The sequence below is a fragment of the Serratia sarumanii genome (genome assembly GCF_029962605.1).
GTDB classification, from domain to species: domain Bacteria; phylum Pseudomonadota; class Gammaproteobacteria; order Enterobacterales; family Enterobacteriaceae; genus Serratia; species Serratia sarumanii.
In genome coordinates this window covers 1,647,865-1,661,951 of record NZ_CP124750.1, presented here as the reverse complement: position 1 = coordinate 1,661,951, position 14,087 = coordinate 1,647,865, and the positions used below count along the sequence as shown (strand labels likewise).

Below are 14,087 nucleotides of genomic sequence, written 5' to 3'. Positions count from 1 at the left end.
AGCCGGCGCCGTCTCAGTGCTGCGCCTTCCCTGCCGCAATGCCAGGCTGAATGCCGGCTCGCGCCCCCACGGCGCCGGGACGGGCACTGTGCCGCAGCCAGCCGTAAAGTTCGGCATTACGCCGGAATCCCATCTTGCGCATAACGCTCATCTTGTGATTGCTGACGGTTTTCACGCTGATGTCCAGCATCCGTGCGATTTGCGTCACTCCCATCTCCCGCGTCATGCAGCGCATGATCTCCTGTTCGCGCAGCGTCAGGCCTCGGTGCTGGCATACGCAGTTCATGCCACAACTCGGCCTGCCCGGCCATTTGCTGCGCCGCTCCAACTCGGCGTTCACCTGATACAGCGCCGATACCAGCGGCGTATCGTGGTAGATGACGCCGGCCTCCAGCGCGCAGCGGGTGCCGAAGGTGCGTTTATGCCGCCCCTCCGGCGTTCGCAACGAGAAATACAGCGTTTGGCGCCCCGCAGCCTGCGCCTCAAAGAAGTGACAAAAACAGCTTTGCACGCCGGGAGGAAAATAGCAGAACACCAGATCGGCTTCGTGAACCTGCTGCGCATCCAGTAACAGCGTGCGCTTGCCGTAAGTGCTGAAGTGCAGCGCCAGGGCCTCCTGCCAACCGGCGCTGAAGTAACGGTTTTCATCAAATAGCGCGATTTTTATCATGGTGTTCATCCCTGCCCTCCCGCCGTGTCGGCTTCCCGTTTAACCGCCTTGGCACCCTTTGCCGGTGCCTGGCTGTTGTCGATGCGTAATTCATAAACCATGGTGGCGTTGGGCGGCACCTTCGGCGGATAGCCGGTTTCGCCGTAGGCCAGCGCCGGCGGCACGACCATCGTCAGCGAACCGTGGTTATGCAGATGGCTTATCGCCTCCCGAAACAGCGGCGGATATTCGGACAGCGGTTGCGACAGCACCTTGCCGCTCAGTTCCATATCCTGGATCACCGTGCCGTCGGTCAGTTTCTCCTTCACCACCACATCGACCACCGCCGTTGGCGCCAACGCCCCCTCCCCGGCGTAATCCACCCGATACCAGAAGCCCATCGCCGACGGCTTAACGCCCTTTTGTTGACGGAACTGCGCCAGGTAATCTTCGTCACGCCGCCGCTGTTCGTTAACGCGTTTCTCACGCGCGGCCACGGCGGCGGCATCCGCCTGCGCCGTCAGCGCATTCAGTTCATCCGGCGGCAGCTGCAAACGCCCCGACACGCTATCGATGACGCCCGCCAACAGGCTGTCGCGATCCACCGGTACGCCCCAGCTTTGACGCTCCGCCACTACCCCCTGAATGTCGCGCCCCAGCGCACTGCCCGCCGCGTAGGACAAACGCTTGCGTTCATCCTTCAACTGCTCCGGCGTCATCTCCCATTGCAGCCGCTGATGCAGCGCCAACAGCGCCTCGCGCGCCTGCTGAGTCGCCTTCTGCTCAGCAGCTCGCTTCTGCTCACTCGCTTCCAACGCGGCGCGCAGAGCGTGCAGCGCCTCCTGGTGCTCGCGCTGGCGTTGTGCAAGCGTCTGTGCCGATGCCTGCGCGGCGGACTCCAGCTCGCTGGCGCGCCGTTCGGCCTGCATCGCCGCCGCTTTGGTTTTGGCGGTTTCCTGCGTCGCCTGACGCAGCAGCGCCTCGGCGCGCTGGGCATCGGGCGAACCGCGCCAGGCGGCGCCCAGCCCGGCGATCCACTGTTGCAGCGTTGACGAATCAGGCAACGTCGCGACGGGTGGCGCCGCTTTCTCCGCCCGCAGCGCGGCAAGTTCCTGGCGCAACATCGTCAGTTCCATTCGCTGGCGCGCCAGCTGTTGGTCACGCGCCAATAATGCCTGGCTCAGCGTAAAAGCTTTGGCCGGTGAAGCCGGCTGTTGGGTGTCCGACGGGCGCTTCGCCGGCTCACGCTTTTTTTGCCCCGACGCATGGTCGGCGGGCGCCGCGTTTTCGCTCTTCGGCCCGGTGCTCTGCCGTTGATACTGCTCGGCAAACTGCAGCAGCGCAGGCACGCCGTCGTCCGCCTGCGCAACGCCGGTGAACAGCAGAGCGACACAGCCGAACAGACGCAGCCTCATTTAACCTGCTCTCCGCGATCCGCCAGCCCGGTCAACACCGCCTGATTCACCCCGGCGCACAGATAGTTGACCTTGTAGCGATACAGCGCATCCACCGTCTCCTGCGTGTCGCCGTTTACCCGGGCGCGTAGATTGGCGTACTGCGAAGCGCCGCTCATCAGGCTGTCGAAGGCCTGTTTATAGCGCTGATATTGTTTCTCGTTGATGGTGCGCAATGCGCCCAGTTGCTGCTGGCACTGCTGCAGCTGCTCGGCCTCACGCTGCTTGCGCAAAGCCTCTTCTGACGGCGCTTGCACAGCCTGATTTTGGGTGTTCACGGCGGGTTTGCCCGATTTTTGGTTTTGACAGGCGGCGGCGCTCAACGCCAACAGGCACAGCAGGCCCATGCGCAGGGCGCGATTGAGGGGCTTTATCATCATTGCGTTTTTTGTCCTTGTAGACGCTTATTCGTATTCCAGCGTAAAAGTGGCCACCGCGCTGAAGGTGCCGCGGCCGATGGTCTTCGTTTGGATAGCCTCCGGTTCCCCCTGCACATAGGCCTGCAGCGTGAGCGTGGTGTTGCCGGCATTCAGGCGGAATTTATCGCTGGCGCGATTGAGCGGCAGCGCCTTGCCGCTGCTGTCCTCCAACCCGATGCCGATCCCCGAAGCCATGCTGCCGGCATCCAGCGCCAGCAGGCCGGGCAGTTTGGCGTTCTCGGTGCCGGTAAACGTAATGGCCACCGTATTGCCCAGGCTGAGATCGCACTCGGTCAGGTGCAACGCGAAGGTTTGGCTATGGGTGCGGGTGTTCAGATACAGGTATTTGTCGACGATGGTGCCGAAATCCAGTTGGATATCCTCATCTCCCGGCTGAATGACGCACGGCTCGGCCACCAGCGTCCCGTGAAAGCGCATGTTTTCCGCCGCGTCCGCCGGCTGCGCCATCATGCCGGCCACCATGACCATGCCTGCCCCCAACAGCGCGCTCCGGCGCCGGTTCGTCTCTGTCGCGCGCATGACGCCACTCCCTTTGGTTAGGCTTGCGCCGGCTCGGCGCAAGCGGCGTATTAGTCGTAATAAAGGCGGAAATCGATCGCCGCACGGTAGGCGCCGGCGCTCAGCGTCGCCGGGGTGCGCACCGGCGTCACCGTATACGTCAGGGTGTTTTGCCCCGGCGTCAGCAAGATCGGTTTGTTACGCGCGCCGAGGCGCACCGGCAGGCCGCTGGCATCCGCCAACTGCAACCCCAAGCCGGTGACGCCGGCGACCCTGACCAGGCTCGGCGCGTCGTCATCCGTCGGCGCGGCAAACGCCACGGACACCGCAGGCTGGCTGCCGCTCCAGGCCAGCACCCCGGTCCAGGCGTCGCGGTTGCTCGCCGGCGCCCGCAGGCAGTCTTTCAGCGTCAGCTCGAACGCCACCGGCGTGCCGCGATCGCCCGGGCGCTGAAAATGCGCCGTTCCCGTCTCCCCCAGCCACACTTCCTGACGAGCGGTGGTCATTTCCAGACTGCAGGCGCTTTCCGTCAACGCGCCGTAGACGTGGAGCGTGCCGTTCGCGCCCTCCACCTCCCAGTTGTCCACCGCGCGGGCCGGCGGCATCAGCATCAGCATCGTGCCCGCCGTCAGCGGCACCATCAGCGCGGCCAACACCGTCAGGCCGATAGTGCGTCGCTGATGACGTTCATAGGCTTTTCCCAACAACATGGGGATCTTTCGTTGCATGATTCGTTCACTCCGCTGTGTTCACTCTGTCTTCCCTGCTGGCGCGGCTCGTCATTTGGCGACCGGCACGACCTGGCAGGCATTGCCGGCGCAGCGGAAGTTCAACTGCGGCCGCCCACCGTAATCGTTGATGTACGCCAGCGACGGCCCGTTGCCGAGGCTCGCGGCGGAGACGTTCAGCGGGGCGCTGGCCTTCGGCGCCACCATCAGCGGTTCAAAGCCCGCCGCCCCTTTCCCGCCCTTGCCGGCGCTCGCCTCAACGATCGTCACGTAATACGGGGTCGGGTTGTTCACTACGTACTTGTCGCCCTGCCGGGTCAGCGTCAGCTGCTCCTGCCACGGTGCGGCATTCTTTTTCGGGGCGAGCGCCGCCGGGCGATAAAACATTTTGATGCGCGTCTGCAGCGCTATCTGCAGCGTGTTCGGCTTATTGCTGCGCGGCGGGATCTCGCGCAGGTTGAAGTAATACAGCGTCTCCCTGTCCTGCGGCAGCTGACGCGCCGCCGGCAGCGACTGGATCTTCACCTGGCTCGGTTTGCCCGGTTCCACCCGTTGCACCGGCGGCAGCACGGTGAAAGGGCTTTGGATCTTGTTGCCGCGATCGTCTTCGATCCATCCCTGCGCCAGATACGGCAACTGTTTGTTCTGGTTACTGATGTTGAGACTGACCGTTTTCAGGTCGCCGTCGAAAATCACGCGCGTGCGATCCAGCGCGATGGCCGCATGAGCGGGCAGGCTGACCGCGCCGATCGTCAACGCGGCGGCGAGCGGGCCCACAAGGAAAACGGTCTTTCTGGTCATAGTCAGATTCATCATGTCTTCACGGTTCCAGTCGGCCGGAAGCGGACGAGCCCGCCCCGGCGGTTTAGCGGCGGAGCGCACTCCGCCGGGTGTATGTCAGTTGGCGTCGGCCGCCGGCTTGTCGCCGGCAAGAGGACGGCAAGGCAGCAGCAACGTGTTCATCAACATTTCGGCCGGCAGCGGCGCCGGCAGCTGGATTTCACACTGCGCCGCGCCGTTCCAGTGCACGCTCATGCGCTCGCCGGGATTGAGGCCGGACAGGTAAACGCTTCCGCCGTCATTGATGATGCCGGTCTCCTGTTTGCGGGCATTCAGCACCGTGGCGCCGAACGGCGGCTCGCTGCCGTCCGCCAGCTTGACGATCGCCATCGCCTTCTCGCCGGCAATCACCTCAAACTTGCGGTAGCCGATGGCCCCCTCGGTCAACGTGGCCTGCACCACCGAACGCGTCGCCTCGACGTTGTCGCTCAGGCTGTTGAGATCGATACTGGCCTTGTTGCGGTAGTAACTGTTTACATCCGCCACCACCGCCTTGCCGTAACGGTTGGTCAGCACCGTATTGCCGTAGCCACGCACCGGCACACCGGCGACGCCTTCGGTATCGAGCAGCAAACGCGTGCCGCCCGGCGTATTGACGCGGTGCAGCACCGCTCCTTCAGCCGCCATTGTCAGGCCGCCCTGTGCGCCGATGCCGACGGCGCTGTAGCGGCCGGCCTGGTAGCTGGCGTTGGCGTTGATCTGCGCCATGTCGCCCTGATGGCTGTAATAACCGCTGGCCGTCGCTCCGCTGCGTGCGGCGCCGGCGCTGATCTGATAGTTGTTGTGTTCATCGACCCGGTTGTAGTACCCGACCCGGTGGGCGTTCTCTTCGCGATCGAGCGTCATGTTGTAACTGAGCGTGCCCGCGCTGCCCCAGGGCAGCGACAGCGACAGATACATCCCGTCGTCGTTGCGCTCGTTGTAACGGTTGCGATAGGCCGACAGCGACACGCTGACGTTTTTGAAATCGCCGATGTCGAAGTAGCGCGACACCATCAGGTTGTAACGATCGTTCGGCGCCCGATCCCAGTAGGTTTGGTGGCTGTAGTTGAGATAAGTGCTCAGCCCCAGATCGCGGAACTGTTTGTTGAAGGTGATGGTGTACATCTCCTTGCTCTTGCCGCTGCGCCCCCCTTCGTAACGCGCATCCAGGTAGTCCCCCATGCTCATGAAGTCTTCCTGAGAGAAGCGGTAACCGGCGAAGGTGACCTGGCTGTCGTATTCATCGAAGTTCTTCGAATAGCTCAGCCGGTACGAACCGCCGGTCAGCGTGCCATCCTGCGGCAAACGCGCACGCGACTGCGTGGCATCGAACGACAGCGCCCCCAGCGCCATCAGATCGCGCCCGATCCCCAGCGACAGCGCGTTGTAATCGCCGCCGGCGATGCCTCCGCCGTACAGCGACCAGCCGTTGCTGATCCCCCAGGAGAACTCGCCGGTGCCGAACATCGGCCCGCGCAGATGGTGCCCCCACTCCGACGGCTTGCCCGTCGCCAGCTTGTAACGCACAGTACCCGGCCGCGTCAGATAAGGGATGTTGGCGGTGTTCATCTTGAACTCCTGCACGCTGCCGTCCTGCTCTTCGACGCGCACGTCCAGCTCGCCGGAAACCGCATCGTTGATGTCCTGAATGCGGAACGGCCCCGCCGCCACCTGCGTTTCATACAGCACGCGCCCCTGCTGGCTGACCACCACCTTGGCGTTGGTTTTCGCCACGCCGGTCACTTCCGGCGCATAGCCGCGCAGGTTGGGCGGCAACATGCTGTCGTCGGATCGCAGGCTGACGCCGGTAAAGCGCAGGCTGTCGAAAATGTCGGAGTTCAGGTAATCCTCACCCATTGTCAGCCGCGAACGCAGCGCCGGGATCGCCCGGTAGGCGTAATAGCGGCTCCAGTCGAACTGTTTGTCGGTCGGCTGAGAAGAACCGGTCTGATGGTTGAGGTTGGCCTGCCAGTCGGCGCGCAGACGCCAGGCGCCCAGGTTGGCGCCGCCGGTGCCGTTGCCGCTCAGGCTGTAACTGCTGCCGCCCTTCTGATGTTTTTGCGTTTGGGCGTTGACGTTATAGTCAAACAGCAGCCCAGGAATACCGTCATCCCAGCGCGAAGGCGGGTCCCAGTTTTCCGAGCTGTATTCCAGATAGGCCTGAGGAATGTTGAGATACAGTGAGGAGCTGGCAAGATCGCCGCGGGCTTCCATCCCCGCCAGGCTGGAGGCGTCAAGGCAACGGCCGCCGTGCGTCCAGTTCAGCGTGCTTAACAGTTTTTCTTTCAGCCCCAGTTGGTTGACCAACTCCGGCGAAAGACAGGCTTCGCTGCCTTTAGGATCGTTCTCGGGCGCCATAAACGTCACCGGCTGTTCCGGCAGATCGTTCTTATTGACGTGCACCACCATGGTATAAACGCCCGGCATGATGTAGCCGCTGCGCGTGAATTGGCTCAGATCGATATTTTTGCGATCGTTGATGTCCAATACGTCGGTATTGAATTGAATCACGTCGGCGGCATAGACCAACGCGATTGGATTTCCCAGAGAAAGGGCAACGCAAAGCCCCAAGGCCTGAAGACGAAATAACTTCCCTGCCGGTGAAAGCATAATAAAGTCCTTTCAATAACGAATTAACCGTCAGTACGAGAAAAAATCAAAAATAATCCAGCTTAAAACGCACTGTGGAAAAATACGCTCCCACCTTCAACGGCTGGTGATTCGGCATCAACGTCATGGAATAATTCAGCACTCGGTTCCCCGGTATTATTCCCTCCATCGGCAAAGGTTTCCCTGGAATAACCGCCGTGCCGCTGCTGTCTTTTATCTCCAATGCAACGCCGCGCGCATCGCCCTGTACGCCAAACAGAGCGCCTTCCGCATAACCATCAAACGTGACCTGAAAGAATTTCCAGTCAGGCTTGTTTTCCGGCCGTTCCAAAATGCAATTGACCAATTCGATACTGAAAGGTTTGGTCATCCCCTGGCCGTCACGAATGATCTGCCCGAGAGGAATAGTGTCCATATCGATCGTCTGATCGCGGCTGCCGGCGGCAATGGCGCAGGCGGTGTCGATAATGGCGCCGTGCATGTTGACTTTGCCCCACCCCTGCGCGGCGGAAGTTGCATGGCCGGGCGCAAACGCCAACGACGCCAAAAGAACGGCACCCGCTCGATTCCTTGGTAAAAACATCGCGACATTCCTTTGACAGGGAGATTCACCAGGCATGCGGCGAACCCCATGCCTGGTTGATTAAGCCTTCGGGCTCACTTACTGATAAGCCAGGGTGAAATCGGCTACGGCAGTGAAATCACCCGGAACGATGGCGGCGGAAGCGCCTTCGCCCTGCAGGTAGGCGGCGAAATGCAGGGTGTTGTTGCCGGTATTCAGGGTCTGCGCGGTAGTCGCTTCACCCAGTTTGATCGGCTGGCCATTGTAAGAGATGGCTACGCCGGCGCCGCTGGCGGTGCCCGCGATACCCAACAGATCCTTGTCGGTGGACGATGCGACGCCGCTGAAGGTGGTTTTAACGGTTTTCAGCGTGGTGATGTCGCACTGCTCCAGTTTGATCTCAAACGGACGCGGGTTGGATTTGCCGCCGTTTTTCAACGCCACGTTGGAAACCTGGCCCAGATCTACGGTCTGATCGATCGACTCGGGCGCAATAGAGCATGGCGCATCAATAATAGAGCCCGTGAAGGTGACCTTACCGTGTCCCTGATCGGCTGCCTGTGCAAAAGAACTTGCGCCAAATGCAATCACTGCAGCCATCATGATTTTGTTAAGTTTCATAGAACCTATATTCCTTATAAGAAAAAATGCATATTCCAATCAAGAAAAAGAGCAACAGGAAACCTGCTCGCGCTTATATGTGCGCAGCCCTGATTCTTTAGCATCTTGCTGGTTGGTTAACTGCCAAAACCCAAAGGCATCGACAATAAATACGTCGATAACGGCAAGTCTGCAGCGGCCCACCCATTAATGAATCCGTCATATAAAAATAAACGAAATCACAACAAGCAGAGGCCAATACTTTCTAATCCGTCCTTCTTGTCCGGCGATGAATATTCTGGCAAATGCCTCTCGGCAAAAAAAGGCTTTTTTTGATCAAGGCGAACATTCGCAATTTATTTCCTAATTGAAGTTAATTTACTGTTATTTTTAGCCTCATAGATCGTAAAAGATGCTTTTATAGAGCAATATCCTGTTTTTCTTGGATTCCCAAGTAATCAGATCGCAAAGTGGCGCTTTGTGAATATAATAAACCAAAATTTTAGGTTTCAGCGTGACGCCACCCCTGCCTAAGCACAGGTAAAAACGGGGCGGGCAACGCCTTTTTTTTCAATCCTGATAAATAGATAGGAATTTTCTTTGTTCGCGTTTTACCTCGTTGTTGGTAGGCAGCGAAAGTTTGTTTTTTCTTAGGAATACGGCAATCGGAATACAGAGGAAGTGCTATGGAAGCGTTATCTCCGAAACAAAAGGAAATACGGCAATTGCAGCACGATCTGCTGCAAACATTATTCGCGCAGTCGCCCCGTAAGTGCCCTATCGGCGGGTTGCCGCCACAGCAGCAATGGCTATCGACGCGGCAACTGGCCAATGCCGTCAACGTCGGTGTTTACCGGGCGCGGCGGCTTTTGCTGGATCTTGTCTCCCGGAAAAAAGTGATTGTGACGGACGGCTCTATCAACAACTCATTGAGGTGGTATCCCACCGCGTTGCTGAACGGTGATAACGACGGCATCTCCAACAGCGATGCCCCTCACTCCCCTTTAACGGAATAAATATGGCCAGCCGGCCTGATTGGCAATATTTCATTGCGGAGTAACGCCGCACACTATTTATATATATTGGGATATTATCGTGAGAAAAACAGCCCTGCTATTTTTACGTTGCTGCCTGGCATTATCTTTCTTCATGCTGATTGGCAACGCCAACGCGTTTACCTGCCGCACGTCCGATGGCGGACTGATTCCACCCGGGGGCTCGACCACGCCGGTTGACGTCCGGGTACGCATCGGGCCACAGCTTTCTTATGGCAAAAACGAAATCGTCAACGTCAGCCAGGTCACCTGTAAAAACGACGTCGCGAGCTGGTATGACTATCTCAAAACCGACAGCCCGGCGCTGTCGATGAACAGTGCGATTTTTGGCGCCATCGGCAGCGGCACCACCATCAACGGCAGCGATTACAACTCCCCGGTGCCATCAGGCATCAGCGTACTCAGCCTTACCGGCCTGCAAACCCAGTCGGTCGCCATCCGGGTCTATATCGTGTTGAACCGTTTCCCAACGCCGGACATCAAGGTGAACAAGGGCGACGTCATCGGCCAAATCAACTTTATTCAGACCAACGATCAGCCGGGTTGCCCACAGTGCGGCGTTTATCGCTGGCGCCTGATCGCCGACAACGACGCCTACTTCGTCACCACCAGTTGCACCATCAACAACGGCCAGCAGATTAACGTCGACTTCGGCCAGATCCGTCAGGACTTTCTGACCCAGAGCGCCAATGATGCCCAGATAAAACAGGACAAAGCGCTCAGCTACCAATGCGACGACCAGAGCGCGACGCAGGATATTCTGATCCGCATGGTCAGCGATGCCAGCGGCTTCTCCAGCGATTTTATCAAGACCACCAATCCTAACGTCGGCGTGGCGATGATGTACAACGGCGCGGTGGTGAAGCCGAACAATGCCTTCAGAACGCGCATCGTCAACGGCCAGGGCAACGATACCGTGACCTTTGTACCGGTAAAGAACAATGTCCCTTACACCAGCATCGCCACCGGCCCGCTGTCGGGTTCGGCCACGCTGATCTTCAGCGCACCTTGAGACGGGAGCCAGAATGAACATGACGAGTAAAACGCGCTGCGCTTTGCTGTGGGCGCTGAGCCTGATTAGCGCCGCGGCTCAGGCCGCCGACCAGGGCACCAAGGTCAACATCACCGCCACCGTGGTGGCGCCTCCGCCTTGCGTGATCAACGACGGGCGCACCATCGATATCGACTTCGGCAAGGTCGGCATCAAGCGCATCGACGGCAATCGCTATATGCAACGCATCGATTACAGCATCAAATGCGAGTTTCTGGATAACAGCCGCCAGCTGAAAATGAAGATCATGGGCAGCGCGGCGGCCTTCGACGGCAGCGTGTTAACCAGCAGCGTCAATGGATTGGGCATCAAACTGTTGGCCAACGGTAAGGCCTTCGCCATCAATACGCCGCTGAACATCGACTACGCCAATCCGCCGACGCTTGATGCGGTGCCGGTGAAAAACAGCGCCGTCACCCTGGCGGAAGGCGATTTCACCAGCGGCGCCACCATGCTGGTGGACTACTTTTAATCACCGCGCCCAAAAAATCGCGAAAAAAAAGCCGCAACCTCGCAGTTGCGGCCTGGTCGAGGATCGTGCGCCCGGGGCGCGCTCCTCACATCAGGGTTTTCAGCCGAAGATCCCGCCGAACCACTGGCTCAGCTTCATCATCACCATATCCCAGATGCGGCTGAAGAAGTTGCCCTCTTTCACCTCTTGCATCACCACCAGCGGGTGTTGCTCGATGGTCTTGCCGTCCAGCTGGAAATCGATGGTGCCGACCACCTGGTTTTTCGCCAACGGCGCTTCCAGCGTCGGTTGGGTCAGCTTGTAGCTGGCCTTCAGGTTTTTCATCTGCCCTTTCGGAATGGTGACCGAGGCGTCTTTCGCCACGCCGAGCGGCACTTCGCTGACGTCGCCAAACCACACTTTCTGGGTGACGAACGGCTTATCGGCCTTGATCGGCGTCGCGGTTTCATAGAAGCGGAAGCCCCAAGTCAGCAGCTTTTCGCTTTCGCTAAAGCGCACGCGATCGCTCGGCGCGCCCAGCACCACCGAGATCAGACGCATCGGGCCGTCGGTGGCCGACGCCACCAGGTTGTGGCCGGCGCCGCTGGTGTAACCGGTCTTGATGCCGTCGACGTTCAGGTTGCTGCTCCACAGCAGGCGGTTGCGGTTAACCTGGCGGATCTTGTTAAAGGTGAACTCTTTCTCTTTATGCAGCGCGTATTCGTCCGGCACGTCGCGGATCAGCGCCTGGCTCAGCAGCGCCATGTCGCGCGCGGTGCTGTACTGCCCTTCCGCATCCAGGCCGTGCACCGTCAGGAAGTGGGTGTTCTGCAGCCCCAGAGATTTGGCGTAATTGTTCATCAGGCCGACGAACGAATCCTGGCTGCCCGCCACGTAATCCGCCAGCGCGATGCTGGCGTCGTTGCCCGACTGGATCACGATGCCTTTATTCAGCTCCAGCACCGGCACCTGATCGCCCGGCTTGATGAACATCAGCGAAGAACCGCGCAGCGCCGGGTTGCCGGGTGCCCAGGCGTCTTTGCCGACGGTGACCATGTCTTCCGGCTTGATCTTGCCGGCCTTGATCGCCTGCCCAATCACGTAGCTGGACATGATCTTGGTCAGGCTGGCGGGATCGAGGCGGGTGTCGGCATTGCCTTCGGTCAACACCTTGCCGCTGTTGTAATCCATCAGAATGAAGGCCTTGGCGTCTACCTGCGGCGGCGCCGGCGGCTCGGCCGCATGCACGGCCGGGGCGGCCAGCAACAGGATGCCTACGCTGAAGGTCAGTTTTTTCAGGGAAGTGGATAAGTTTTTTTTCATCATGACGTCGCCAGAGTGTCCATTCAAATCATTGAAATAGCGTTAACTTTCAAACATGTTCACGTTTTAAGCCAACCAGCGAGAGTGGCCCGGTGCGCGCGTGCCGGCCGCAACCCCCTGCGGCGCCCGTAGCGGGTAACGCAGCGCACCGAAAATGCCCTTGCTGTGAGTTTATGTGATTTATCTTATTTTTGCAGGGTTTAGCGTGAATTTTCAGCATTTTTACATAACTGTACGCAGCCCCCCGCTTATCGTTCAAAAAAGCATCGTAACGCGCATTTTTGCACCCACCCACGGCTACACGGCCAAGCATCTGCACCGCTAAACATCTGCGCATCCATACGTCTAAAAAAGATTAATATATTCCATAATGGCATATATAACCGTTATTTGTTCTTTTTAAAGCGCTTATTCTCAGCGCTATCATCCACATAACGACTTTTATACCGAATAATCCTGGAGATGAGTCATGGCGATCCCCCATTCCGTCATCGAGATGATTGGCAATACCCCGATGCTGGAACTGACCCGGTTCGATACCGGCCCGTGCCGGCTGTTCGTCAAGCTGGAGAATCAAAACCCCGGCGGTTCGATCAAAGACCGCGTGGCGCTGTCGATGATCGAACAGGCCGAGCGCGACGGCAAGCTGCAGCCGGGCGGCACCATCATCGAAGCCACCGCCGGCAATACCGGCCTGGGGCTGGCGCTGGTGGCGGCGCTGAAAGGCTATAAGCTGCTGCTGGTGGTGCCGGACAAGATGAGCCGCGAGAAGATCTTCCACCTGCGCGCGCTGGGCGTGGAAGTGCTGCTGACCCGCTCGGACGTCGGCAAGGGGCATCCGGCTTACTATCAGGATTACGCCAAACGCCTGGCCGGGGAGATCCCCGGCGCCTTTTATATCGATCAGTTCAACAACCCGGCCAATCCGGCGGCCCATACCACTACCACCGCGCCCGAACTGTGGCGGCAGATGGAGCATGACGTGGACGCTATCGTGGTTGGCGTCGGCTCCGGCGGCACGCTGGGCGGGTTGAGCCGCTATTTCGCCGAGGTTTCGCCGCAGACGGAATTTGTGCTGGCCGACCCTGCCGGCTCTATCCTGGCGGACTACCTCGACAGCGGCCACATCGGCGAAGCGGGCAGCTGGCTGGTGGAAGGCATCGGCGAAGACTTCGTCCCGCCGCTCAGCGACTTTGACCAGGTCCGCCACGCTTATCGCATCGGCGACGCCGAAGCCTTCGCCACCGCGCGCGATCTGCTGCGCAAGGAAGGCGTGCTGGCGGGATCGTCCACCGGCACCCTGCTGGCCGCCGCGCTGCGTTACTGCCGCGCACAGACCGAACCCAAGCGGGTGGTGACCTTTGTCTGCGACAGCGGCAACAAATACCTGTCTAAAATGTATAACGACCACTGGATGCTGGAACAGGGCCTGCTGAGCAAGCCGCAGCACGGCGATCTGCGCGATCTGATCGCCTACCGCCACGACGAAGGCGCCGCCGTCTCCGCCGCGCCGGACGACACGCTGGCGATCGTGCACGCCCGCATGCGGCTGTACGACATCTCGCAGCTGCCGGTGCTGGAAGGCGATCGGGTGGTCGGCCTGATCGATGAGTGGGATCTGCTGAACGCCGTCCAGGCCGACGCCGCCCACTTCAGCCTGCCGGCCGGCAGCGCGATGACCAAGCAGGTCCATACGCTGCAAAAGGAAGCCGGCTACGACGAATTGCAGGCCACCTTCAACCATGGCCACGTCGCGGTGGTGCTCGACGGCGAGCGCTTCCTCGGCCTGATTACCCGCACAGACGTGCTTAACGCCTGGCGCCAAAAATTACGTTAATAAGGAT

General features: G+C 59.7%; 14 protein-coding genes. 4 read left to right on the top strand and 10 right to left on the bottom strand.

All coding sequences use genetic code 11. From position 1 onward, the window contains the following. Positions 1 to 13 precede the first annotated feature (13 nt). The 9 genes from SSARUM_RS07900 to SSARUM_RS07860 form a co-directional block, all read right to left on the bottom strand. Positions 14 to 679 carry a helix-turn-helix transcriptional regulator gene (locus SSARUM_RS07900; RefSeq protein ID WP_060429799.1) on the bottom strand — a complete coding sequence of 222 codons (666 nt, stop codon included), beginning with the start codon at positions 677 to 679 and terminating at the stop codon, positions 14 to 16. Further along, the gene (locus SSARUM_RS07895) at positions 676 to 2,064 is read right to left on the bottom strand and encodes an FKBP-type peptidyl-prolyl cis-trans isomerase N-terminal domain-containing protein (protein WP_060429797.1); all 1,389 of its coding nucleotides are present in this window, start codon (positions 2,062 to 2,064) and stop codon (positions 676 to 678) included. Before SSARUM_RS07895 ends, SSARUM_RS07900 begins: the two co-directional genes overlap by 4 nt. Next, positions 2,061 to 2,483 carry a hypothetical protein gene (locus SSARUM_RS07890; RefSeq protein WP_060428352.1) on the bottom strand — a complete coding sequence of 141 codons (423 nt, stop codon included), beginning with the start codon at positions 2,481 to 2,483 and terminating at the stop codon, positions 2,061 to 2,063. The genes SSARUM_RS07895 and SSARUM_RS07890 overlap by 4 nt, the downstream gene beginning before the upstream one ends. A gap of 24 nt (positions 2,484 to 2,507) precedes the next feature. Then, positions 2,508 to 3,062 carry a fimbrial protein gene (locus SSARUM_RS07885; protein WP_048321395.1) on the bottom strand — a complete coding sequence of 185 codons (555 nt, stop codon included), beginning with the start codon at positions 3,060 to 3,062 and terminating at the stop codon, positions 2,508 to 2,510. Between the two features lie 50 nt (positions 3,063 to 3,112). After that, positions 3,113 to 3,751 carry a fimbrial protein gene (locus SSARUM_RS07880; RefSeq protein ID WP_053063689.1) on the bottom strand — a complete coding sequence of 213 codons (639 nt, stop codon included), beginning with the start codon at positions 3,749 to 3,751 and terminating at the stop codon, positions 3,113 to 3,115. Between the two features lie 69 nt (positions 3,752 to 3,820). After that, a complete protein-coding gene (locus SSARUM_RS07875; RefSeq protein ID WP_048321394.1) occupies positions 3,821 to 4,585 on the bottom strand; it encodes a fimbria/pilus periplasmic chaperone in 765 nt (254 codons plus the stop codon). Positions 4,586 to 4,666: 81 nt separating this feature from the next. After that, the gene (locus SSARUM_RS07870; protein ID WP_282494538.1) at positions 4,667 to 7,201 is read right to left on the bottom strand and encodes an outer membrane usher protein; all 2,535 of its coding nucleotides are present in this window, start codon (positions 7,199 to 7,201) and stop codon (positions 4,667 to 4,669) included. A 46-nt stretch (positions 7,202 to 7,247) separates the two neighbouring features. After that, the gene (locus SSARUM_RS07865; protein WP_033654626.1) at positions 7,248 to 7,784 is read right to left on the bottom strand and encodes a fimbrial protein; all 537 of its coding nucleotides are present in this window, start codon (positions 7,782 to 7,784) and stop codon (positions 7,248 to 7,250) included. A 78-nt stretch (positions 7,785 to 7,862) separates the two neighbouring features. Next, positions 7,863 to 8,384 (bottom strand): fimbrial protein, encoded by a 522-nt coding sequence (locus SSARUM_RS07860; protein ID WP_025302212.1) that lies wholly within the window; start codon positions 8,382 to 8,384, stop codon positions 7,863 to 7,865. A 665-nt stretch (positions 8,385 to 9,049) separates the two neighbouring features. On the opposite strand from SSARUM_RS07860, the gene SSARUM_RS07855 reads away from it, so the two are divergent. The 3 genes from SSARUM_RS07855 (at position 9,050) to SSARUM_RS07845 (ending at position 10,941) form a co-directional block, all read left to right on the top strand. After that, a complete protein-coding gene (locus SSARUM_RS07855) occupies positions 9,050 to 9,379 on the top strand; it encodes a hypothetical protein (RefSeq protein ID WP_033646709.1) in 330 nt (109 codons plus the stop codon). Positions 9,380 to 9,512: 133 nt separating this feature from the next. Next, entirely contained in the window at positions 9,513 to 10,430 is a 918-nt protein-coding gene (locus SSARUM_RS07850) for a fimbrial protein (protein WP_071883788.1), read from the top strand. A gap of 19 nt (positions 10,431 to 10,449) precedes the next feature. Beyond that, a complete protein-coding gene (locus SSARUM_RS07845; protein ID WP_223181936.1) occupies positions 10,450 to 10,941 on the top strand; it encodes a fimbrial protein in 492 nt (163 codons plus the stop codon). 99 nt (positions 10,942 to 11,040) lie between these two features. Here the strand turns inward: SSARUM_RS07845 and SSARUM_RS07840 are convergent, their stop codons facing one another. Further along, the gene (locus tag SSARUM_RS07840; protein ID WP_033637786.1) at positions 11,041 to 12,246 is read right to left on the bottom strand and encodes a serine hydrolase; all 1,206 of its coding nucleotides are present in this window, start codon (positions 12,244 to 12,246) and stop codon (positions 11,041 to 11,043) included. A gap of 466 nt (positions 12,247 to 12,712) precedes the next feature. Between SSARUM_RS07840 and SSARUM_RS07835 the strand changes: the two genes are divergently transcribed. Further along, a complete protein-coding gene (locus tag SSARUM_RS07835; RefSeq protein WP_060429794.1) occupies positions 12,713 to 14,080 on the top strand; it encodes a pyridoxal-phosphate dependent enzyme in 1,368 nt (455 codons plus the stop codon). Positions 14,081 to 14,087: the final 7 nt, after the last annotated feature.